Source organism: Lactobacillus helveticus DSM 20075 = CGMCC 1.1877 (genome assembly GCF_000160855.1).
Classification (GTDB): Bacteria; Bacillota; Bacilli; order Lactobacillales; family Lactobacillaceae; genus Lactobacillus; species Lactobacillus helveticus.
Window position 1 is genome coordinate 69,154 of record NZ_GG700755.1, and the last position, 23,235, is coordinate 92,388.

The window sequence follows — 23,235 nt, forward strand, 5'->3', positions numbered from 1 at the left end:
GTGAAATAATTAAACTAATAATTTATGACTATATTTTTCTATTAAAACACAAAAAGGGACGAAATGGATACACTTTGTTCCTTTTCATTATTAAACTTTATTTAACTAGTTTTCTGCTCTTGTAAGCATAATATGAAAGATAATTGCCAGCGCCTTCACCTACACGCAAAGCATTAGCTTTCTTACCTTTAACGTTTTTCTTAACAGGAACATAGTAAAAACCATCGCCGCTGCCTGCAAGCCAACCGTCAGCGTTAAATCCAATAATCTTATGGTACTTAATTGTATGACAAGCCCATGCTGATTCACCAACTTTATCAGCTAACTTGTAGCCAGACTTTTTATCCGCCTTAATCAACTTATTGACCCATCTATCAGAGTTTTTCCATTCAATTCCTTGTATAACTTAACACCATCAATAGTATGCGCTGTAATCTTGAATTTCTTTACTTTTTTACCTTCTTTGTAGTACCAAACACCACGAGTCTTCTTTGGTGTAGTAAATACTTTCTTTGCACCCCAATCGGTTGCCTTAATCGTTGCCGCATCAGCGTTAACAGAACTCAACTTTGCAAAACCTAAAATTAGTAATATTGCACCTAAAAATAATAGTAATTTCTTTTTCATTACATTAACCCCCATCAATTTTTTCATCATTATTATGACACAAAAATCAGAGCACGTAACATTTATTTTACAAAACAATTACAAATATTACACAAAGGTAACAGAAAAATACTAAATAATCATCTTTCAATGATCATTTAGTATTTAATACTTACTTCGCCAATTTTTTAGTTCGGTAGCAATAATACAAAAATGCATTAACTGCACCATTTCTTACGCGTAAAGTTTTAATTTTACTACCCTTATATTTTTTCTTAACAGTAACATAAGTATGACCCGAATCAGCATTATCACTGGAAAGCCAACCATTAATAGTAAAGCCAGCTGACTTATGAAATTTAAAATCATCAGCCTCATATTGAGATGTACCAACTTTTTTAGCCAATTTAAATCCTGATTCTTGGTCAGCTTTAGCTAATTTCTTCGTCCACTTTCGTGTTTGCTTATTACTTAACATCTTATACAATTTAACTTTATCAAAAGTATGTGCTGTAATTCTCAGCTTTTTAATTTTACCATTCTTTTTATAATACCAAGTCCCACGCGTTTGCTTGGGTGTTGTGTATAAGCTTTTAGCATCCCATGATGCTGCGCTTGCTTTTCTCTGATTTATCAACGCAACACTAAAAATAATTGAACAAGCTGTCAAAAACAATATTAATTTTCTCTTCATACCTGTCGTCCTCCCTATTTATCCTTAATTCAAATTATTGAATTAAAATATTGCACACAAATGAAAGAAATTAACATTATTCTTACTTATTTATTACAAACACAAAAAGGAACGTATACCCAATGCATACGTTCCCTTTACTTATCTAAATCTTTAATTAGTTTTCACGTGAGTATGACTTAACGTCAGCGTCAATTTCGTTAATGAAGTCATCAAGACTCTTAGAAATTTCTTCATCAGTACCGTAACGACGTAGGTTAACCTTGCCTGACTTCATTTCTTCGTCACCTAATACCAAAGTGTAAGGTACCTTTTGAGTTTGTGATTCACGAATCTTGTAACCCATCTTTTCGTTTCTGTCATCAACTTCTACTCTGAAGCCGCGCTTAGCAAGTTCTGCACGAACCTTTTCAGCGTATTCGCCGTGAGCTTCGTTGTTAACTGGAATAATTTCAGCTTGAACTGGAGCAAGCCAAGTTGGGAATGCACCCTTGTAAATTTCAGTTAAGTAAGCAATAAATCTTTCCATAGTACCAACAATACCACGGTGAATCATAACTGGACGGTGTTCTTCACCATCTTTACCTACATAAGTTAAACCGAAACGATCTGGAAGCATGAAGTCAAGTTGAATAGTTGACATAGTTTCATCGTTACCCAAAGCAGTCTTAGTTTGAATATCAAGCTTTGGACCGTAGAATGCAGCTTCACCTTCAGCCTCAACGTAGTCAAGGCCAAGATCATCCATAGCACCCTTAAGCATCTTTTGTGACTTTTCCCACATTTCGTCATTTGCAAAGTACTTATCAGTGTTCTTTGGATCACGGTATGAAAGTCTGAAGTAGTAATCAGTAATATCGAAGTCCTTGTATACCTCCATGATCAACTTCAAGATCTTAGCAAATTCAGTTTGAACTTGATCAAGAACTACGAATGTGTGACCATCGTTCAAAGTCATTTCACGTACACGTTGAAGACCTGACAAAGCACCTGATTTTTCATATCTGTGCATCATACCAAGTTCAGCAACACGAAGTGGAAGATCACGGTATGAACGGATGTGGTGCTTAAAGATTTGAATGTGTGAAGGACAGTTCATTGGACGAAGTTCAAGCATTTCACCATCACCCATGTCCATTGGTGGGAACATGTCATCACGGTAGTGTGCCCAGTGGCCTGAAGTCTTGTAAGCATCAAGGTTCATAAGTACTGGAGTGTAAACGTGTTGGTAACCGTCTGCTACTTCACGGTCAATGATGTAGCGTTCAACAACACGACGAATAGTAGCACCCTTTGGCATCCAGTATGGAAGACCTGCACCAACCTTAGGATCTACGAAGAAGAGGTCAAGGTCACGACCAATAGTTCTGTGGTCACGTTCCTTAATTTCTTGACGACGCTTAAGGTCAGCCTTTAAATCAGCTTCCTTAAAGAATGCAGTACCAAAGATTCTTTGAAGCATTGGGTTTGATGACTTACCTAACCAGTAAGCACCAGCTACTGACAATAACTTAAATTGCTTAATCTTACCAGTGTTTGGAAGCAAAGCATCGAAGCCAAAGTCAACAAAATCACCAAGCTTGTAGGCATCAACAGTATCGCCTTCAACTTTAGCAAGAAGTTCGCTCTTGAACTTATCATTCTTGTAAAGATCTTCAAGTTCTGACTTAGCAATTTGAACGTGTTCAATCTTTTCACCGTTCTTAATTACCTTTTGCATAGCTTTTTCAAGCTTTGGTAATTCACCAACTTTAATTTGGTCATCCTTATCAGTATCAACATAGAAGCCGTCTTCGTCAGCTACATGTTCACCTAAACGAAGTTCAGGATATTCACACTTAGCTACAGCTTCAAATACAAAAGCAGCAGTAGCACGTAAAACATCTAAGCCTTCTTCGTCTTTATTAGTGATAATAGCAACTTCGCTGTCACTATCAAGCTTGTAATCAAGGGGCTTAAGTTCACCGTTAACCTTACCAGCAACAGCAGCCTTACCAAGTGAAGTTGCAATGTTTTGAGCTAAGTCAGCAATAGTTAAACTTTCTTCAAAATCTTTCTTTGAGCCATCAGGCAAAGTGATTGAAAAACTCATATTTTCCTCCAAAAAAATTATAATAAAAAAAGTCCCAGTGCAAGAATGCACTGGGACGCTAATTAGCGTGGTTCCACCCGAAATTCAGGTTAGCGTAATCTAACCTCTTTATGGATTGATAAAGGCATCCAACCTAAAATTAACAACTTTGGGAATAAGCGATTGGGGTGATTCTCTATTGAAGAACTTCCAGAACAAGGTTCTTCTCTCTGAATTGAAAACCATCATGTCTCGCTTAATTAACTTTCATTATACGCACGAAACTTTCAGATGCAAGACCTTTTTCAAAATTAATGCAAAGAATTTCTTCTATCAGGTCCAGAAACTACTACTTCTTTAGCTAAAAAGCGTACACGTTGCATCAGTCTTCTAGCCTTTACCGGATCAGTGGCATTGCGGGTTTCTTCAAAATGAGATTCTAATGCTTCCATATCCAAGTTAGATGAAAAAAAGGTCGGTAAAACATTATCCATGCGCGCCTGTAAAATTACGCCTAATACATCATCTCGTGACCATTGACTAAGACTTTCAGCACCAATATCATCTAAAATCAATAAATCGCATTCAGATAAACGACGAATTTCACTTTGCAAGCTATTGTCATCAAAATGACTTGCCAAACCTGCAATAAAAGTAGGCACGTGTAAAAAGACCACATTTTTATTCATATTGGTAACTACATAATTAGCCAATCCCGCCAAAATATATGTCTTGCCTACACCATAATCTCCCGATAAATATAAGCCTTGCACATGAGGATCTTGCTTGTATTTTCTCAAGAAATCGTAGATTAAAGTCAAAACTTGCTTACGATCATCATTTACATCAATTTCACTTAAACTTACATCATGCAGGCGAGTTGGAACATCAATTAATTGCAATCTTCGTTCAGCTGCTTGCTTGCGATCTTGAGCTAATTTTGCCTTGGTAGGAACATACCGAATATCGATTACCTTGCCGTTTAAAAATAATTGAGGCGCATATCCTGCCATCACTTTATTTGCAGTATGTTTTTGAGAATAATATTCGTATAAATTAGACATACTGTTTTGAACCATCTTTTGATCGATCTTATTCGCATTTGCAGTGAGAAATGCTTGCACATCAGGATCATGCAAAGCCTGACTTATCAAAGATTGCGCATCGCCTAAATTGCGTTCTTTTACAATCTTTTTAATTACCTTGTCAATTGGCTCCATTTTTTCACCTACTTCCAATTATTTTTGACTTTTATTTATTGTTCAAATCTTTAAATAAATTCTTCAGTTGCTCAGTAGAAATGCCAGCATCCCTATCAGCCTTTTTCTTGCTCCAGTCAGTGCCTTTTTCAACTCGCTTTTGATAAGTTCGAACTGGTCTCTTTTTGCCAAAACTATTGCGCCGTTTTTTCACATATTGCAAAGCTTGTACCGCTGTGGCAACACCATGTTGGAGCCAATCGTTAGCAATTTTATAAGCTAAATTCGAGCTCACCACGGTATCATATGTTAAACATGTATAAGTCAAAATATTAATCAAATCTTCAGGCAAACCGTACTGCGTATGCAAATTATTAATGATCTGCTTCTCATTAGCACTAGTTATACCGCCTTTTTGCGTTTTAAGTTTATACAAAAATTCGGCAGGCGAACTCTCATTAGCTGCTTTTAATAATTTTTTATCATTATCGTCCATATCTTTAATTGTAGCTAGTGCCTTTTTCCGACCTTCATTTAATTGAGTTTGTACATTTTCTCTTGTATTGGTTCTCTTATAATTTTCAGCTAAAGTATTACTGATATCACGCATATTTAAGCTATAAGAGCCATGAAGACATGGCAAGCTTTCATCTACAAATTCTTTTTCTGACAAGCCATATGTTTGAATCAAACCACGAATTTGTTCTTTGTTAAGATCAATTTCACTAGCTGGAATCTGATATCTGCTATATTCTTGCTTAATGAAATCCCAATCAATACTATCGTGATCATTCACTTTAGCAATTTCAACTTCATGAACTTTATTTTCTTGAGCAGCTTGCACTACATCACTAGATGGAGTAATCGCTTCATCGCCAGGCAAACGAAAAACGTCAAAAAAGTTAGCTGATACATCTTTCGCGTTTTTTATCGGTTTTTCTTTTAACTTAGCCTCTTGAGCAAAAGCGTGACTTAAATCATGAAAAGTCGGTACACCAACTTTTTCTTTTAATAGACTAGCCAAAAGTGGCGTTGCAAAAAACTTATCTGCAGCTGGGACTTGCAACAATTTAAAGACTAAAACATTATTGAACACATTATCAGACAAAAATGTTTGGACCAATCCCACAGCCTCTAATTTATGCAGTGAATTAAATAATTGCTTTAAGCTGCAGTCTAACTGCTCTTGCAGCGAATATATCCCCTTAGAATCCGAAATGATGCCATAAGGATCATAATTTTGAATCAAAGTTTGATATAGTGCTACTGCCACTGCTCCTACTAATGGTTGATATAGCTTAATCAAAACTTTTTCATCTTCAGGAAAAAGTCTGATACGATTAGCCACATAGTAAAGATGCTTGGGATCAGCAGTCTCAAACATGACTAATTGCCCTTACCTTTCTTAGCCATCATATCTTCCATTGTCTTCATGAAGCTAGACATGTCTTTAAATTCACGATAGATAGATGCAAAACGAATATAAGCCACATCATCAAGATCAGCTAATTCGTCCATAACGTATTGTCCAATCTTTTTAGAAGAAATTTCACTAATGCCTTGTTTTCTTACTTTATTTTCAACATGGTCAACTAACTGCTCGAATTGATCACTGCTGATTGGACGCTTTTGACCTGCAGCCATTACGCCATGCAAAATTTTCTTGCGATTAAATGGTTCACGCGTACCATCATTTTTTATTACGAGCAAAGGTGCTGTTTCAATTCTTTCAAAGGTTGTAAAACGAAAGCCACAATTTTCACACTCTCTGCGTCGTCTGATTGCACGGTTTTCATCACTAGGACGTGAATCAATAACGCGGGAGGCATTTTGATGACAATTTGGACATTCCATAGCTATTCCTCTTCCCTGATCTTAATTAATACCTGTTTTAGTTTATTTTCTAATTCTTTTATTGTACCAGTATTTGCAACTACAAAATCGGCCATTTTTTCTTTTTCAACTAACGGCATTTGACTATTAATGCGATTAATTGCTTCCTGATCAGTTAAATTATTGCGCTTTTTCAACCGCTCAATCTGCAATTGTTCAGGAAGCGTAATTACCAGTACGCCATTAGCTACATGTTTTTTGTCTAATCCTGCTTCAAAATATACTGGTGCATCTAAAATAACAAGAGCAAAATCTCGATATTCTTTTATCTTTGCTACTGTTTTATCAAAAATTAAGGGATGCGTCACCTGATTTAATTCAGATAGTGCTTGTTTGTTGCTAAAAACTAATTGCCCTAACTTCTTACGATTTATTGTTTGATCGGAATTTAAGTACTCCATCCCGAAATGATCTTTTATTGCCTGCCAAGATGCGTTGCCAGGTTCCATTAATTCACGGGCAATTTGATCACAATCAATAATTGGAATATTTTTCTTTCTAAAAAAGTCATCAGCTGTACTTTTACCAGTAGCAATTCCACCCGTTAATGCTAATACATAACTCATTTATAAATCACCTGACAATGAGGGCAAAAAGTGGTACCTCGACCATTAACCTTAATTTTTTCAAACTTCGTGCCGCAAACCGGACAAGGTTCACCTACATGGCCATAGACTTGCAACTTGCTTTGAAAGCCGCCAACTTGACCATTTGCATTTAAAAAGGAATGGACAGTCGTACCTTGCAATTTAATCGCTTCGGTAATAATTTGGTTAATCTGATCATGCAATTCCATTACTTTTTCAGCAGGGATTTTGTTAGCCTGACTCAAGGGATGGATCTTAGTCCGCCACAAGACTTCGTCAACATAAATATTGCCAAGGCCGGCCACTACTGACTGGTCAAGCAAAGTATTTTTGATATTTTTCTTCTTACGTTTTAAGCCATTTACCAAATATTCTGATGTAAATTCAGAACTATTTGGTTCATAACCTAATTTGCCAATCCCTGTAGTTTGCCTTTCAGTTCCAGTTAAAATTAATTGCATCCGACCAAACTTGCGCACGTCATTATACCGTAAGGCTGTTCCATCCGTAAAAATAAACTCAACATGATCATGTTTATCTTTAGGCGCATCAGATGTGGTTAGATGGTACTTTCCTTCCATTCGCAAATGAGAAACAATCGTCAAATTGTCACTCAAACGAATAAGCAAATACTTAGCATAACGATCAATATCAATGATTTTTTTACCAGGTAATTCAGATAAAAACTTTTCATGATCTGTCGCTACGATTTTGGGATACCACAAAATCACTTTTTCAATAGTTTTTCCTTTAATTAAAGGAATCAAAGTTCTTCGAACCGTTTCAACTTCCGGCATTTCAGGCATTTTATCACCTACTTTGCATCATACCAATTGTGTCCCCAACCAGAATCAGCAATTAATGGCACATCTAACTTAACAGCTGATTGCATTACTTCAGGTACAATCTTTTTAATTGTTTCCAGTTCGTCTTTTGGCACATCAAAAATCAATTCGTCGTGCACCTGAATAACCATCTTGGTCTTAAGGTGCAATTCATCAAGCTTCTTTTGCATGTTGATCATGGCAATCTTGATGATATCGGCAGCTGAGCCTTGGATTGGAGAATTAATGGCGGTTCTTTCCGCAAAAGCACGGACAGTGTATTTCTTAGCATGAATATCTGGCAAATATCTGCGGCGATGCATGATCGTTTCCGCATAGCCCTTGTCACGTGCTTCTTGTACTGCTTTATTCATGTAATCCTTGATTTGAGGATATTGTTCAAAATAATTATCGATAAATTCTTGCGCACGTTTCCTAGAAATACCTAAATTCTTGGACAAACCATAATCGGAAATACCGTAGACGATACCGAAGTTAACTGCCTTGGCGTGACGACGCATCAGTGGTGTTACCTCATCCGGTGACTCCAAGTGGAAGATCTTCATCGCGGTGTGTGAGTGGATGTCATACCCGGTCTTGAAGGCTTCTTGCATGTTTTGATCACCAGAAACATGGGCGAGCACACGGAGTTCAACTTGTGAGTAGTCGCAAGAGAAGATGTAGCCGTCTGGTTCACTTGGCACGAAGGCCTTTCTGATTTGCTTTCCTTCTTCGGTGCGGGTAGGGATGTTTTGCAAGTTAGGATCCACACTAGATAAACGTCCAGTTGCAGTCAAAGTCTGCAAGTAACGTGTGTGCACGCGGCCATCTGGTTGAATGACGTCAAGCAGACCCTTTACATAGGTAGATTGAATCTTGGCAATTTGACGATAGTCCAAAATTTTGCTAACGATTGGGCTTTGCGTCTTCAATTGATCGAGCACTTCAACTGAAGTTGAATAACCAGTCTTGGTCTTCTTGATGACTGGCAAACCAAGCTTTTCAAACAAAATGTGACCTAATTGCTTTGGTGAGTTCAAGTTGAACTTTTCGCCGGCTTGGCCATAAATTTTGTCTTCGAGTTTCTTCAATTTAACGGCAAATTCATTTTGCAGTTGAATTAAAGTACTTGTTTCGACCTTCATCCCGTTCATTTCCATTCTGGCTAAAACGCGCGCGGTTGGGATTTCGATCGTATCAAACAAGGCATCTTGTTCGTGGTCTTTGAGCTTTTCAAGCAGAGTCTTCTTGAGTGATTCAATGGCGTTGACCTTGGAAGCTAAGTGGTTGAATAATTCATCATCGTCATCAGGGATGTGTTCACTCTTACCTTTGCCGTAGACTTCAAGGTCAGTCTTAACGGAATAATCCCCATAAAGATGGGCAATTTCACCAAGATCATTAGAGTTGTTTTCATTATTAACTAGATATGAGGCTAAAAGCATATCATAATCAAGGCCATGCGTATGAATGCCTAAACGATGGGCCCCAACCATGGATCTCTTTAAGTCAAAGACGTTCTTCTTGATCTTTTCATCTTCTAAGATGTGCTTGATATTGTCTTCTTCAAGCAAGTCCACGTCTCTTGAAACATAAATCTTGTCGTTGATCTTCAAGCTAAAGCCGACAAAATCTGCTAAGTGGTAGTTAGCGCCGAGCATTTCTAGATAAAATTCAACAGTGTCTTTTTCAGTGGCTTTAACATCTTTAACATTGTCATCGTTTAAAACAGTGTATTCTACTTTTTCAACTTCGGCACCATCTTGACCGGCACCTGAAGCATTAAGTTCTGCCAAAAACTTGCGGAAGTTCATCTTTTCGTAGAATTGCCGCAGCTTTTCATAATCAACTGGCTCGCGTTTTACGTCATCAATATCAATGGTAACTGGTGAATCACGATCAATCGTGGCAAGTTTTTTAGCTAAAAAGGCCTTGTCTTTATCACGAATTAAACGTTCCTTACGCTTAGATTTTTTCATTTCATCAATATGATCGTAAAGATTTTCTACTGAACCATATTCCTGAATTAAATTAGAAGCTGTCTTAGGACCGATGCCTTCAACACCTGGGTAGTTATCAGAGTTATCACCCATCAAGGCCTTCATGTCGATGAATTCGCTTGGAGTGACGCCGTTAACTTCCTTCATATGTTCTGGTGTATAAGCTTCAAGTTGAGAAACACCAGACTTGGTTACTTCGACAGTCGTCTTGTCGGACGCAAGTTGGGTCAAGTCGCGGTCACCAGTTACGATCGTGGTTGTGAACCCGACCTTTTCACCCTTCGCAGCAAAAGTACCAATGATGTCATCTGCTTCATAATTCTTCAATTCATAAGTTTTAATACCCAAGTCATGCAGCATTTCTTGAATGTAAGGCATTTGTTCGAGCAACTCTTCTGGAGTTTTCGCACGTCCACCTTTGTATTCACCATACATTTTTGTTCTAAAAGTGACTTTTCCTGCATCAAAAGCTACCAATACGTGGGTTGGATCAACGTCTTTTAAAAGGACATCGAGCATGTTCTTAAAAGCGTAAATGGCATTAGTGTGCAGGCCGTCCGGACTCTTGAAAGATTCTAGTTGACGATAAAGAGCGTAAAAGGCTCTGAAAGCTACAGAGTTACCATCGATTAGAAGTAATTTTTTATCTGCCATTTTATTCCCCTTTTATAAAAATTGTTCTCTATACTTACTTATCTATTTTACCAGTTTAATTGGTAGGATTTTAGTAGGATGTTTGATTGTAGTTTCCTTCCCGTAAATTAAATATAAATCTTTATGTTTTATATTTAATTGACTTTAATCACACAATTATTTTCCTCTTAAGTTAGATAAAATCAGCATATTTAGTAAAGTTGGTGTAAAATTCGGCTTTATTTACATTTCCCTTAGATTAAATAAAGACCTACCAACTACTAAAACTTTTAGATTAAACTTTCAGAAATTCACATTTCTCTTAAATTAAATAAAAACTCACTCAAAAAGAGGTACTATAGATCATTCAAGTTTCTTTACATTTCTCTTAAGTTAAATAAAAACAGCAAGCTCTTTGTAGTTTTCTACTTTTTTTGAAACTTTACATTTCTCTTAAGTTAAATAAAAACTAGTCTTGCACCTGATGAAGTATATAATCGTGAATTCTTTACATTTCTCTTAAGTTAAATAAAAACCTTCTGCATTTTCAATATTAAAGCGCCCACAAATCTCTTTACATTTCTCTTAAGTTAAATAAAAACAAAGTCCAACGACCAAAAGAAAGGATATAGATAGACTTTACATTTCTCTTAAGTTAAATAAAAACAATTTTGACAAAATTTTCTTCTAATTTTTCGCCATACTTTACATTTCTCTTAAGTTAAATAAAAACGACTTGTAGCCATGAGTTATTGCCGTACGCATAATCCTTTACATTTCTCTTAAGTTAAATAAAAACATAGGCTGAACTACCAAATCAGTACCACAGGAATACCTTTACATTTCTCTTAAGTTAAATAAAAACCGTCCTTATCATCACCTTGAGTCAAGCTTAAATCACTCTTTACATTTCTCTTAAGTTAAATAAAAACCAGGCGATCAAGCTAAACATGATTCAGAGTATTTCACTTTACATTTCTCTTAAGTTAAATAAAAACAATTTCATTAAACCGTTCCCACCCGTTCCATTTTTGCTTTACATTTCTCTTAAGTTAAATAAAAACGTGGTTAGTGAGTTCATCTGGGTCAAGTCGGAATAGCTTTACATTTCTCTTAAGTTAAATAAAAACTTAACAATACTCGTACTATTAGGATTTTAAGCCATGACTTTACATTCTCTTAAGTTAAATAAAAACTTACGTCATTGCTGGTATTAATACCAAGCACTTACACTTTACATTTCTCTTAAGTTAAATAAAAACAATCAAAAACACGATTAAGAGATGCTTTTTATAGCACTTTACATTTCTCTTAAGTTAAATAAAAACAACTACGGCACAAACACAGCCTACCGAGCCAGAGAACTTTACATTTCTCTTAAGTTAAATAAAAACACACTTTAGAAGTAAGACGACAACGGCTATTAATGCTTTACATTTCTCTTAAGTTAAATAAAAACCAGACTAACGATGATGATCAACGACAGTCCTAAATCTTTACATTTCTCTTAAGTTAAATAAAAACCGTTTGCAGCAGATTTCCTTAATGATGATTTGATTGGCTTTACATTTCTCTTAAGTTAAATAAAAACGCAGACCAGAGCCAACATGAGTAAAGCCTTTGATAGCTTTACATTTCTCTTAAGTTAAATAAAAACTTTGATATAACGTTTAGGCATATTTTTATTTTGCACCTTTACATTTCTCTTAAGTTAAATAAAAACTTGTTTTCTTAGTGCGTTGTTTGCAGCGTTAGTTGTCTTTACATTTCTCTTAAGTTAAATAAAAACTAAAGATTTTGGTAACCATACTTTGCAATTTTGCTTCTTTACATTTCTCTTAAGTTAAATAAAAACGGTGGTCGGGATTTAAACTCCATCAAGCTTGTTGACTTTACATTTCTCTTAAGTTAAATAAAAACCGAGGTACAAAAAATGAAAGAATTTACTATTTATGCCTTTACATTTCTCTTAAGTTAAATAAAAACGCTATTTAAATCGCTTACTTTTTCCATACAAAAATACTTTACATTTCTCTTAAGTTAAATAAAAACCTGAATCAAAGACAAGATTAAGAGACGCATTTTATGCAACTTTACATTTCTCTTAAGTTAAATAAAAACTGGTTAGTCCTTCGACTTCTTTCGAGCTTTTAGCCCTTTACATTTCTCTTAAGTTAAATAAAAACAATTAAGCCAGTCCCAGAATTGGAACACCAATATTTCTTTACATTTCTCTTAAGTTAAATAAAAACGGTGAAAGTCGCACAAGAGTAAATCTTGCAATTAACTTTACATTTCTCTTAAGTTAAATAAAAACCTGTACGAGCAATGCCACCAATAGACTGGTATACATTCTTTACATTTCTCTTAAGTTAAATAAAAACCTATACGTCTTGTTATCCCAGCTACTATTGTAGATCTTTACATTTCTCTTAAGTTAAATAAAAACTTGCTTTTACAGCTAACATACCTAGTTCCTACGTCACTTTACATTTCTCTTAAGTTAAATAAAAACTTCTTCTTTTTTAACTATATATACTATACCATAGCTACTTTACATTTCTCTTAAGTTAAATAAAAACATAGACACAATAGACATAATAGCCACCATAACTGTCTTTACATTTCTCTTAAGTTAAATAAAAACTCAAATTAATTTTTTGCCTTAAAAAGACCGCCAATATCTTTACATTTCTCTTAAGTTAAATAAAAACAAGGATTTGGTAAAGAAGTATCATTCTTCTATTAATCTTTACATTTCTCTTAAGTTAAATAAAAACATGTTCAAACAGATTGGTTCTGGTTGGAATCACTTCCTTTACATTTCTCTTAAGTTAAATAAAAACAGCTGGCAAAGCTGATCTTGGATTAAGCTACACGACTTTACATTTCTCTTAAGTTAAATAAAAACTTTTGTTCATAAATGTATGAAACATGGCGGTGTTGACTTTACATTTCTCTTAAGTTAAATAAAAACAGTTGCAACTACCAGTCCTACTGTATCAATAGATTCAACGGCCCTATCTGTCGACCTAACCAAAAACGCATCCAAAAATCACTAAAATCATTAGACAAATCGCACAAATATCATTGTACCGGCATTTTGCAAATCTGTCGATCTCCCAGGATTTTCTTCGTATCTTACATCGACAGATTCTTCTTTAGAATATATCCGACGTTAAATCAGTTAAATCCTGACCCATAAATTCTTTATCAAGCCAATCTTTATTTCTATTTTTGAATATAATCACTGAATCAACGTTCTGTCGAATCCATCTATCCAACTCATTCTTCAAGCTTTCAAGCTGGGACTTGGTTAGTTCACCTTCGAATACTGAATTTTGAACATGAGTTAAATACTTTTTACATATTTTGAAAACATGTCTACTTACTTTAGCACCTTGTTTATCCATTACGATATCGTAAACCAGAATCACATACATATCTATTACCATCCCATAACATAAGGCTCATAGGTTTCTCCTTCAACCAACGATCTTACTAATTTATAGCATTCTAATCGGATTAAATGTCTATAGGAAACATCCCTATGCAAGGTTTTATATCTAACTTTTTGTTTCATATATTTGTCGTATTCACTAACGATTATCCGTTTGGATTTTTCAGATAAGTAACAATAATTTGATTCCTTATTAAAGTCTTCCTCACTAATCATATTTTTATTTATCAGTGAGAAAATTAATCTATCAACTATCATTGGCTTAAAAATTTCAGATATATCAAGACATAATGAAAATCTTCTATCCATTGGACTATGTAGATAACTAATAGTCGGATTAAGCTGGGTTACATAAATCTCTGACAAACACGTTGTATACATTAATCCATTCAAAAATGAAATAAGTGTATTTACCATATTATCAGGCGGTCTTCTTACCCTTTTTGAAAAATCTACATCGGGAATAAAAACACTTTGCCATGATGCATAGTATCTCCTATGAATAGTACCTTCGACCCCCATTAGTTCTTCAACATCATGCACTTGATCTATTTGTCGAATTAATGATGTAATTTCTTTTATGCTATCATCTAAATTTCTCCCTCTTCTTTGATAATATTTTAGGTTTCTTAATAGATTTTTAGCAGCTCCTAAGACAAATTTTTTAGCATAATATAATCTTCTTTTAGGATCTGTATAAGCCTGTACCTGTTGAATTAAAAGTGTACCAGAAACATTCTGTTCTTTTGGATAAAATGATCCAGTATAAAAACCATAGTAATTAAAAAAATGAACCGGTATTTTCATTTGAGCAAGATAATTTAAGCACTTAGTATTAGTAGAAACCTCGCCAAACAAATAAATATCTCTGGTAACTTCAATCTTTAAATCTTTATACTTACCATCTGACCTTGTTAATCTAACCGTATTATCTTTACGTTCTAATTCTCCTGAAGAAAATAAATAATAATCTTCCATCGTAATCACCTAAGAAAAACAATACTCATAAAATGCACATGATTTACAAATTGGCTTAAATTGAGGCTTAGGTGGTGTTACTTGTTCACAAATTTGTTCAATTTCTGAGATATACTTCTCCATCTGCTTCTCATCTTCATCCGTATAATCAACCTTTACACATTTCTTAAGACGAGGATAATCTAGTAATCCTTTAGAGATATTTACTCCTTTCTTCCTTAAATAATAAATATAGTATTTCAACTGCCAAATAGCTGCTGGTTCGATTGCATCGCTTCTTTTAACTTCATGAATCAGTTGCCAATTTTCAACCATGTCAATATTGATCAAATTATCAATCATTACATGATGTGTACCATGCCCTTGATAACTAGTTCTATCTAATAGGCTTCCCTAATTGAACACGTTCACTAGTTTGTTCAAATCCTATTTGATGTTGAAAAAGCCAAAGCTTTCTTTTACAAACAAAGAAATAGTTAACCATATTACCAGTAACTCGCATTTTATATTCTCCAAACTAGAAGATATTATCATCATCGTCAATCTCAGCATTTTTATTCTTATTATCGTTATATGATAGGCCAGTCATAGAATCATAATTGAAATCTGCTGGTAAGATGTTATATCCGACTTCATTTAATGCTTTATCTTTTATCCATCTATCTTGTTTTGAGACCTTATTAATTATATATAGGGGTATACCAACTAAATAATTATTAATTACCTCTCTTGCTTTAATCTTTTCTTTTACAAGGATCTGATGCTGCTTTTTGTACTCCGTTTGATCAAGAAAATCTTCTCTTCTTATATAATTATTTAGTGCTTTAGCAGCTGCCTCAAGTTTATCTTTATTTTCTAGAAATACTTGTTCAGGAATAATATCTATTGTGTTGATATTTCTAAAAGTGTTTACAACTTCTTCTTTTGTCTTGAGGTTATCTAAAAAAGTCAAATCATTTAAATAATCAATACAATCGTTGACCTTATCAATAAGCTGACAATTTTCATCTAATAGCTTGTCAGTAGTGTAATTCTCATCAATTAGCTTTAATTTATCTGATTCAGTTAAATATCCGTCAACTTGAGCTAAAGCTCTCTTAGATATTTCAAACAGATGATAATCTACAACAGAATGATATCTTTTATCGTCATATTCCTGCTTGCTTTCATGAATTCCACTTGTTAGCTTATCTCCACCATCGAAAACATAAACATTTGGTTCCTTACCTTCATAGTTACGCTTTCTATAGCATCTTCCCATTCTCTGAAAAAGGCCACACAATTCAGAAAGTTCTGTAATTAACATGTCAAAGTCTATATCTAATGATGCTTCAACGACTTGTGTACCTATCCAAATTCCAGAACTATGATTTTCTTTTTGTCCAAATTCAAGTATCTCTTTTTCTCTTTCATTTCGATCTTTTCGAATAAATCTACTATGAATTAAATGAACATCTGAGACCCCTTTTTGCTTTAGTTCAGAATATAGTTCCGTAGCAGATTTAACGGTATTACATACTACAAGGGTCTTTTGATGACGATCTAAATTAATTATGTCATCCGAATTAATTTGTTTGTGCAAAACTTTAACCTTATGCCGATGATTCACTTTAGGATCTAAGAATGGGTGTGGTGCTTGCTTAAATTCCAAACCATTGCTTTCCAACAAATCTATCAAAAATGGAGGTAATGTTGCTGTCATGATCTCGAATTTGCCGCCAAATTTTTGGATTTCACCTAACCCGTAAATCAAATATCCTAAAAGATCTGGAGAATACATTTGAATCTCATCAATTACCACCTTTGCATAAGCAAGAGTAGCAAGTTTAGGTTCATAATTTTTATAGTGATAAACAAAATTAAAAATTTGATCCAAGGTAGCAACAGATAGTTGCTTAGACCAACTCCGTTCTTCATTTACGAATTCTTCAAAGTTATCTTCATCATCAAATTTTTCTGATAATGCCTTAGCCATCATATCCGAATGAAGAAGTGCCAAATTTTCATGACTTTTATTTTGAAAAACAATTCCAGAAATTCGATCATAGATAGAATTGATCGCACTTTTCAGAGGCAATACAAAGAATGACTTAGAATTATCAAGCCATCTGAGCGCTGACTCGGTTTTACCTAGTCCGGTCTGACCGACTACAACGATACTTTCATTTCTATGATCATATGTATATTTTTGCAGTTCATTCCAATCAGCGACTGGATTTTTCTTATGCCATTCTTGAAGTATATTTTGACTCAAACATACACGTGATTTCGACTCTATTTCATAATGTCCAGAAGCAGCATAATCAATACGATTAAGCAAACCTTTTAGTATTACAAATTCATCATAAATTTTAGGCTCATAATTAGGGGACAATCTATGACTTAAATTACCAGTTAAATACTTACTATCTACTTTTGCTGGCTCTTGAGGGGGAATTGGAAAACTTGATTTTGAATAATCAAAACTAGCAAACTCTTTCTTTAAAGCTTCTATTTCATCCTCATAATGCTTCTCGTATATTTCAGAGAAATTACGTTCATGGTGCCACTTTATTGCAAAAATTAATGCTATGATTTGATCTTTAGTATAATGCTTCTGTAATTCATCAATTGGAAGCATCGTAATACTTAACAATGCATGCGGAATTTCACCTTTACAAAAGCTCTGCCCTGCTTTTACCTTTTTCTGAAAGCGTAGGTTCATTTTCCCTAAGTCGTGATAGCTACAAGCAATTTCTAAAAGCCGCCAATCGTCTTTACTACGAATATCTACCTGTTTTGTCATATCGTTAAATCGATCTTGACTAAGCCAAAAATTTTGAAATATATCTGGATAAGCTTGCTTTAATAAACTATATTGCTTTAACAAATTATTAGTATGTTCAACGATCGTCTCACAATGATTTCCTTCAGATTGGTCTAAAGATTTAGCTAAATATTCATTCATCCTTTCACACTTTCTATCTTTATGGTTAATATCGTATATTCTCGTAAGTTAAATATTGGAATCTCTAGAAAAACTATTACATAAGGCTTTATCACATCTGTCGATCTACTGGTAAAAACTGCTTATTGGACATCGACAGATTTTAAACTAAGAACACTACATTATTATCTTCATCAACGTAACTCTTATAAACCGTAAACCCAGAAGCATATATAACTTCAACTTTATTCCATCGACGTTGTGTCTGACCTTTTTTTATCGTTACCAGTTTATAGTCCTTATTTAAGTAATAATGCGTTCCTTTATATCCAATACCTTCATTTTCAAGACCGATATTTTCAGACATTTCAACTGGTATATACGCACCATGATTTACAGTTAAGTCTTCATCCTTTTTTTCTACATCAACGATTTTTACTTCTTCAAAATTTACCAAATCTTCTCGTCGACCTAGATTTGGAAACTCACGTGGATATTTTAGAGCATTGTATATATCTTCCAGTTCATTCTCATCATCAGGTTTAATATGCAATATTAGATTGACATCATACAATAATTGAACATGTCCGATTCCTCTACTAATCCCATATCCTTCAGCATTTAACTGATGCCTACCAGGATCAAATTTCAAACCATTTTTGAATTCATATCGTGTAAAGAAATCACTAGTAGTAGATACATATGAGCCTTGAACACTGACTTTCATTGGATGATACTCATGGAAATCACACAAGTAGTGAACCATACCAATTACCGTTGAAATGGGAGGTAATGGATAACTCTCACGAAACCCATGACTAGCTGGGACGCGATAATTAGCAGTTTCTTGATGCAATTTAACTCTAATTACCTTCATAATAATCAGCAACCTTTTTCTTTAAATCAGTCATAAACTTAGCTACTGTTACTGCATCCAATTTATCTTTAATTTCTTGGCTGTTGTTAAATGCACCATCTACAAAGCCGACACTAGTGTTTTCTTTAACTCTTGGATCATCTAAAATACTTTGAATTGATTCAATATCAATATTAGAATTTCTTACTTTGACGGCATTCTCAAAAATTGGATTCTTGATATCATATACTCCGCCTATAGCAAACAATGGCTTTAAATCTTCCCTGCGGCCTCTAATATCACGATACAAGTATTGAATTGTATCTAGTAATTTAGCAACACGGCGATTCTTTTCATTTGCATTTAAATTGGTGCCGTCATTGTCATCAACACCAATTTGATCCAAATCAACTGTTAGTGTGTACACATAGTATGATTGTTGAATTTCGGATTGGGCAATACTGTTACGAATCTTATTGTCGCCTGTAGCTTTACGAATTCTTTGAGCTAATGACATATTAGTTAAGAAATCAGTATCGCCTTCATATGGCTCTTGACTGATAGCATTTGAAAGACGTACCTTGGCAGATCTAATAGATGAGTTATTGCCCTTTTCGGTTTTCATATAACCAAAGAAATCAATTTCAGGGAAGTCCTTAATAGAAGCGTCTTTAGCAAATTGAATTACCTTCTTGTCGCCACTACCTTCGGCTTCCAAATTTGTTTCTTTCTCACCGAGTTGTTGCACAATATCATAACGAATAGCTTGACGTGAAATGTAAGAATATTGTTGACCATCTCCACGAGTAAGTTTCTTAAGGGATGCTACATTACCCAAACTTTCACCATAGTTAGCACTTGAAGCTTGAAAAACAATAGTTGCTGTTAAGCCCATTTTATCTTGTGTCATCTTTATATCCTCCACTAATTACTTATCTTGTTCAGCATTACTACTACCAATTAAACCTGCAATAAATGCAAAAGCATATTCTTTAAATACTTCAGTATTAGATTGAGTTTCAATAAAAATCTTAGGTACTGTCTTATCTAAATACAGATATGCATTAAGTAAGAGTTCCATAAATCTATCAGTACTATTAGCACGAATTGCTTCAAGCATCTTGTAAGCTAAGGTTTTAGCTTTGTTTTCATTGTCATACCCCATTCTTACGTGCATGCCGCAACCACGGGCTTTTGTTAATTTATCCTCTTCCACTTTCATAGGATTTTCACTCCTTCTATATTTATGTAATTCATTTAGGAACCAACCATTCATTCGAATCACTGTCATGATTTGAAAAGTATTGTAATAGCAGCCTGCTGTATTTCCAACTTTTAACAATTCCAATTCTTGGATAATGCTAAACAAGTTAGTATTGTTAAATAAACAGTTCAATACATTGTCCAAAATACTGTAATACCCTGCACCTCTAAAGTTACTAATTCCGGCATTATATAAATTAGCCAAATAGCTCTTTACTTCACCAGTTTGTTTTACTGTATATTTCTTTTCAACAGCTTTTATTAGTACTTTAGATGCAACGATCGGAATAATTTGAAAATTATAATGATCATTATTGTATGTAATTAATTGAATATTAGCTAAAGCAGCATTTTGACCGCTAGCTTCAGCATCCCTAAAAGCGGCTGAAAAAGCTCTATATGGACTAGTTTGAGTATTACTTCTAATATCTCTCATCATGCTGTTAAAAGTAGCATCATTCTTACCTTGCAAATTTCTAATCGATGAATTTTCGTTAATGAAGATTCCTTGACTAGCCATATTATAGGTAAATCCTGCTGGTACTAACGAATACAAGAATTGACATACTGGACAAATATACAGGTCATTTTTGAAGTTCCAAGCATTACTTGTTTTTCTGTTTAAGTCATAACCCATATCATTCAAAAAACCGTATGAATATTCCAACCTCTTTATTGGACGACCACAGGTTGAACATATATATTTGTCTTTAGAATGATCTTCTTGCAAATATTTCTGAACTGGTGCTACAAAATAGTTTTGATAGTCATCATAGAAATCAAGATTTTTAGCTTGAGGATTAAGAAAAGACACACCATTCCAAGCTTTATTAATTACTGTATAGCTCAGTGTTTTAGCCGGAAAATATTTTCTAGCCTGATCTGTACTAAAGTATTCAATTGCTTTTAACAATTGATTTATTAATTCCTGTAATATTTCCTTAGCTTCTTCAGGGCTTTCAGTTAAGAAATTCTTTTTATTTAGCGTTCGAATTTTTTTATTACAGTCTTTAACTTCTGCTTTAATATCATAATCACTATTAATAAATTTAATGACCTTTTTGTAACTAGCTGAATTAACTGAGTACTTTAAAACGTTATCAAACCAATCAGTTAGTTCTTTTAATTTTTTATTGTCAAAGTCTTTAAAGCCATTCTCTTTAAGAGACTTCAGGAAGTTTTCTTCACTGACAATTCTCCAGTATCTGGTTGCTTGACCATAATTTTTGATGAAGAAATTAAAATACAAGTCAGAAAAATTATCGAATACTTTAGGATCTACTTCTAAAGTATTTTCTTTTTCTTTATAACTTCCTCGATACCTTGGATTAGCTTTTAAGATTCTAGTTAAACCAACTATACCAGCATTTTCTAGCCAACTATTTATTCTAAAATCAATAGTCACAGTGCTTGTTTCACCCATATTATCACCGCCTATCTCTAAGCTAAACTAATCATCCCAGAAAAAGTCCCTGTCTTTTCGCCTAGGCCAGACTCTTGAATAAAATTTAATAATGTAGGATTACCTTCTAGTTCAAAAATTCCTTTAGTACATTCAATATTCAAGCCAAATGATTTACGCACTGTTTTTCGCATCTTTATCGGCTTAAATTTCAGTCCTTTGACTGTTGAAGCTAGCGACTCATTATCCCTTAGTTTGTTGAAGGTATTTCTGCGTAGAGCATCGTTAAACTCAGCAAGTCCTTCTTCAGTCGAATCATTAGGACACGAGATAAATCTTCCTTCATCATTTCGAATCACGATTGTAGACATTGTTTTAAAAATAACTCTGTCTTTGGTGATTTTAGGTAGTTCTATAGTGTAAAGTTTCTTTACATCAGCCAGATAACTGTGTCCAAAGGGTAGTTTTTCCGCATCTAAATGATCTAAATAAACAAACGAATTATAGAAATTAATTGCTAAATTTGTATTAGCAGTTGAAAAATATAATTTCATTTCTCCATTCTTATCTAAAACAATGTTGTCTTTAGTAAAAGTAGCATTCGGGAAAAATACACTAGTTGAGTAATTCTTTTGTGTAGGCTTTCCAAAAAGCTCTTTAAACAAAGCCGGATTTTCAGTTGAAAGTCCAGTTTTAATTAAGGACAAAATATAGGCATCGTAATCGATATTTATTTTGATTTCCTTTTCTTCCGAATTTTTGGGAAGAAGATGAATCGGTATGCCAAATCTCATTTTTAGCTCCTTTCATTTGTAATTATTTTTTTATTACACATTTAGTCTATCACCCTTTTCTATAATTACAAGGTTAGATTTTTAGAAGAACAAAAAATATGATCTCCATAAGCTAAAAAACTTAAGGAGATCAACATTCAACACAACTATTCTCATGAGTTAAATAAAATAAAAATGCTATAGTTACACTTTACATTTCCATTGGGATAAATAATAAGTCATAGCTATTATACCATTTAAAAATTTGAATGCTTTTTTCAAGATTCAACTCCAAAACAAAAAAGCCCCAACTGGGACTTTCTTCAAATATCTAATCTCTCAAAGCACGATTGCCAATATCATGGCGGTAGAAGCAATCTGGCAGATCAAGCTTGCTCAAATATGAATAAACATTATCTTGCGCCTGGACCAAATTGTCAGCTTCAGAAATCACCATAAACAGGCGGCCGCCATCACCTGTCAGATTATCCAAATCACCTTTCACGTTGGCATAATCGATATAGGTATTAGTACCTTCAGGCAACTTGCCGATCTTCACATTAGGAGCCGGATGCGTTGGATAGCCTTTGCTGCAGACAACTATGCCTAACACTGACTGATCGTTTTCTTCAATTTCAGGCAATTTTTCATGATTTACTGCTGCGTCAATCAGTTCCGCAAAGTCATTTTTAACTCGAGGCAAGACAACTTGAGTTTCAGGATCACCTAAGCGAACGTTATATTCAATGACCTTTGGACCACCTTCCGTCATCATCAAGCCAATATACAAAACGCCGCAGTAGTGGTAATTGCCTTGAACTAAACCATTCATCGTGGGCTTCACGATCTCGTGGATCATTCTTTGTCGATCTTCTTTTTTCAGCTGTGGCAAGGGAGAATATGATCCCATGCCACCAGTGTTTGGACCCTTGTCGCCATCGCCAACTCGCTTATGATCTTGCGCCATTGGCAAAATAGTGAACTGATCTTCAGAAACAACCACAAACATTGAATATTCAGGACCAACCAGACATTCTTCAAGGACCACAGCAGTTTGACCACCAGCAAAC

Annotated in this window: 18 protein-coding genes, 1 pseudogene and 1 CRISPR repeat array; all 19 genes and pseudogenes read right to left on the reverse strand. The window is 34.4% G+C overall.

Annotated features, from left to right (window positions below; translation table 11 throughout):
- Nucleotides 1-97: 97 nt before the first annotated feature.
- Nucleotides 98-627: pseudogene (locus HMPREF0518_RS06050) on the reverse strand (hypothetical protein).
- Nucleotides 628-778: 151 nt separating this feature from the next.
- Complete coding sequence (locus HMPREF0518_RS06055) at nucleotides 779-1,300, reverse strand: hypothetical protein (protein WP_003627133.1); 522 nt, start codon at nucleotides 1,298-1,300, stop codon at nucleotides 779-781.
- Between the two features lie 157 nt (nucleotides 1,301-1,457).
- Nucleotides 1,458-3,392 (reverse strand): threonine--tRNA ligase, encoded by a 1,935-nt coding sequence (gene thrS / locus HMPREF0518_RS06060; RefSeq protein WP_003627134.1) that lies wholly within the window; start codon nucleotides 3,390-3,392, stop codon nucleotides 1,458-1,460.
- 290 nt (nucleotides 3,393-3,682) lie between these two features.
- A complete protein-coding gene (gene dnaI, locus HMPREF0518_RS06065) occupies nucleotides 3,683-4,591 on the reverse strand; it encodes a primosomal protein DnaI (RefSeq protein ID WP_012212130.1) in 909 nt (302 codons plus the stop codon).
- Between the two features lie 31 nt (nucleotides 4,592-4,622).
- Nucleotides 4,623-5,954, reverse strand: a complete 1,332-nt coding sequence (locus HMPREF0518_RS06070; protein ID WP_003627136.1) for a replication initiation and membrane attachment family protein — start codon at nucleotides 5,952-5,954, stop codon at nucleotides 4,623-4,625.
- Nucleotides 5,955-5,956: 2 nt separating this feature from the next.
- Nucleotides 5,957-6,424: a transcriptional regulator NrdR gene (gene nrdR, locus HMPREF0518_RS06075; protein WP_003627138.1), complete on the reverse strand. Its 468-nt coding sequence runs from the start codon at nucleotides 6,422-6,424 to the stop codon at nucleotides 5,957-5,959.
- 2 nt (nucleotides 6,425-6,426) lie between these two features.
- Nucleotides 6,427-7,029: a dephospho-CoA kinase gene (gene coaE, locus HMPREF0518_RS06080; RefSeq protein ID WP_003627139.1), complete on the reverse strand. Its 603-nt coding sequence runs from the start codon at nucleotides 7,027-7,029 to the stop codon at nucleotides 6,427-6,429.
- Nucleotides 7,026-7,856, reverse strand: coding sequence for a DNA-formamidopyrimidine glycosylase (gene mutM / locus HMPREF0518_RS06085; RefSeq protein ID WP_003627142.1), 831 nt, complete (start codon nucleotides 7,854-7,856; stop codon nucleotides 7,026-7,028). The genes coaE and mutM overlap by 4 nt, the downstream gene beginning before the upstream one ends.
- Nucleotides 7,857-7,864: 8 nt before the next feature.
- On the reverse strand, nucleotides 7,865-10,528 hold the full coding sequence (gene polA / locus HMPREF0518_RS06090) for a DNA polymerase I (RefSeq protein ID WP_003627144.1): 2,664 nt from the start codon (nucleotides 10,526-10,528) through the stop codon (nucleotides 7,865-7,867).
- 220 nt (nucleotides 10,529-10,748) lie between these two features.
- A CRISPR array of direct repeats spans nucleotides 10,749-13,484; the repeat unit is 30 nt; unit sequence CTTTACATTTCTCTTAAGTTAAATAAAAAC.
- A gap of 184 nt (nucleotides 13,485-13,668) precedes the next feature.
- Nucleotides 13,669-13,950, reverse strand: a complete 282-nt coding sequence (cas2, locus tag HMPREF0518_RS06095; RefSeq protein ID WP_023192833.1) for a CRISPR-associated endonuclease Cas2 — start codon at nucleotides 13,948-13,950, stop codon at nucleotides 13,669-13,671.
- A gap of 5 nt (nucleotides 13,951-13,955) precedes the next feature.
- On the reverse strand, nucleotides 13,956-14,945 hold the full coding sequence (gene cas1b, locus HMPREF0518_RS06100; protein WP_023192832.1) for a type I-B CRISPR-associated endonuclease Cas1b: 990 nt from the start codon (nucleotides 14,943-14,945) through the stop codon (nucleotides 13,956-13,958).
- A gap of 9 nt (nucleotides 14,946-14,954) precedes the next feature.
- Nucleotides 14,955-15,287, reverse strand: coding sequence for a CRISPR-associated protein Cas4 (gene cas4 / locus HMPREF0518_RS06105; RefSeq protein WP_003627152.1), 333 nt, complete (start codon nucleotides 15,285-15,287; stop codon nucleotides 14,955-14,957).
- A gap of 34 nt (nucleotides 15,288-15,321) precedes the next feature.
- Nucleotides 15,322-15,447, reverse strand: a complete 126-nt coding sequence (locus HMPREF0518_RS11135; RefSeq protein ID WP_003627153.1) for a Dna2/Cas4 domain-containing protein — start codon at nucleotides 15,445-15,447, stop codon at nucleotides 15,322-15,324.
- 15 nt (nucleotides 15,448-15,462) lie between these two features.
- Nucleotides 15,463-17,892, reverse strand: coding sequence for a CRISPR-associated helicase/endonuclease Cas3 (locus tag HMPREF0518_RS06110; protein WP_003627154.1), 2,430 nt, complete (start codon nucleotides 17,890-17,892; stop codon nucleotides 15,463-15,465).
- A gap of 142 nt (nucleotides 17,893-18,034) precedes the next feature.
- Complete coding sequence (cas5b, locus tag HMPREF0518_RS06115; RefSeq protein ID WP_003627156.1) at nucleotides 18,035-18,748, reverse strand: type I-B CRISPR-associated protein Cas5b; 714 nt, start codon at nucleotides 18,746-18,748, stop codon at nucleotides 18,035-18,037.
- Nucleotides 18,735-19,637, reverse strand: coding sequence for a type I-B CRISPR-associated protein Cas7/Cst2/DevR (gene cas7i, locus HMPREF0518_RS06120; protein WP_023192831.1), 903 nt, complete (start codon nucleotides 19,635-19,637; stop codon nucleotides 18,735-18,737). The genes cas5b and cas7i overlap by 14 nt, the downstream gene beginning before the upstream one ends.
- 18 nt (nucleotides 19,638-19,655) lie before the next feature.
- Entirely contained in the window at nucleotides 19,656-21,413 is a 1,758-nt protein-coding gene (gene cas8a1 / locus HMPREF0518_RS06125) for a type I-B CRISPR-associated protein Cas8b1/Cst1 (protein WP_003627160.1), read from the reverse strand.
- 17 nt (nucleotides 21,414-21,430) lie between these two features.
- Nucleotides 21,431-22,186 carry a CRISPR-associated endoribonuclease Cas6 gene (cas6, locus tag HMPREF0518_RS06130; RefSeq protein WP_003627162.1) on the reverse strand — a complete coding sequence of 252 codons (756 nt, stop codon included), beginning with the start codon at nucleotides 22,184-22,186 and terminating at the stop codon, nucleotides 21,431-21,433.
- Nucleotides 22,187-22,496: 310 nt separating this feature from the next.
- Nucleotides 22,497-23,235: phosphoribosylamine--glycine ligase (locus tag HMPREF0518_RS06135; protein WP_003627164.1), on the reverse strand; the 739-nt coding region annotated here is incomplete at its 5' end.

What these genes read in the sequence shown, in the direction of transcription:
- HMPREF0518_RS06055 (WP_003627133.1), bottom strand. Translation starts at nt 1,300, where the DNA reads ATGAAGAGAAAATTAATATTGTTTTTGACAGCTTGTTCAATTATTTTT.
- thrS (WP_003627134.1), bottom strand. Translation starts at nt 3,392, where the DNA reads ATGAGTTTTTCAATCACTTTGCCTGATGGCTCAAAGAAAGATTTTGAA.
- dnaI (WP_012212130.1), bottom strand. Translation starts at nt 4,591, where the DNA reads ATGGAGCCAATTGACAAGGTAATTAAAAAGATTGTAAAAGAACGCAAT.
- HMPREF0518_RS06070 (WP_003627136.1), bottom strand. Translation starts at nt 5,954, where the DNA reads ATGTTTGAGACTGCTGATCCCAAGCATCTTTACTATGTGGCTAATCGT.
- nrdR (WP_003627138.1), bottom strand. Translation starts at nt 6,424, where the DNA reads ATGGAATGTCCAAATTGTCATCAAAATGCCTCCCGCGTTATTGATTCA.
- coaE (WP_003627139.1), bottom strand. Translation starts at nt 7,029, where the DNA reads ATGAGTTATGTATTAGCATTAACGGGTGGAATTGCTACTGGTAAAAGT.
- mutM (WP_003627142.1), bottom strand. Translation starts at nt 7,856, where the DNA reads ATGCCTGAAATGCCGGAAGTTGAAACGGTTCGAAGAACTTTGATTCCT.
- polA (WP_003627144.1), bottom strand. Translation starts at nt 10,528, where the DNA reads ATGGCAGATAAAAAATTACTTCTAATCGATGGTAACTCTGTAGCTTTC.
- cas2 (WP_023192833.1), bottom strand. Translation starts at nt 13,950, where the DNA reads ATGTATGTGATTCTGGTTTACGATATCGTAATGGATAAACAAGGTGCT.
- cas1b (WP_023192832.1), bottom strand. Translation starts at nt 14,945, where the DNA reads ATGGAAGATTATTATTTATTTTCTTCAGGAGAATTAGAACGTAAAGAT.
- cas4 (WP_003627152.1), bottom strand. Translation starts at nt 15,287, where the DNA reads ATGATTGATAATTTGATCAATATTGACATGGTTGAAAATTGGCAACTG.
- HMPREF0518_RS11135 (WP_003627153.1), bottom strand. Translation starts at nt 15,447, where the DNA reads ATGCGAGTTACTGGTAATATGGTTAACTATTTCTTTGTTTGTAAAAGA.
- HMPREF0518_RS06110 (WP_003627154.1), bottom strand. Translation starts at nt 17,892, where the DNA reads ATGAATGAATATTTAGCTAAATCTTTAGACCAATCTGAAGGAAATCAT.
- cas5b (WP_003627156.1), bottom strand. Translation starts at nt 18,748, where the DNA reads ATGAAGGTAATTAGAGTTAAATTGCATCAAGAAACTGCTAATTATCGC.
- cas7i (WP_023192831.1), bottom strand. Translation starts at nt 19,637, where the DNA reads ATGACACAAGATAAAATGGGCTTAACAGCAACTATTGTTTTTCAAGCT.
- cas8a1 (WP_003627160.1), bottom strand. Translation starts at nt 21,413, where the DNA reads ATGGGTGAAACAAGCACTGTGACTATTGATTTTAGAATAAATAGTTGG.
- cas6 (WP_003627162.1), bottom strand. Translation starts at nt 22,186, where the DNA reads ATGAGATTTGGCATACCGATTCATCTTCTTCCCAAAAATTCGGAAGAA.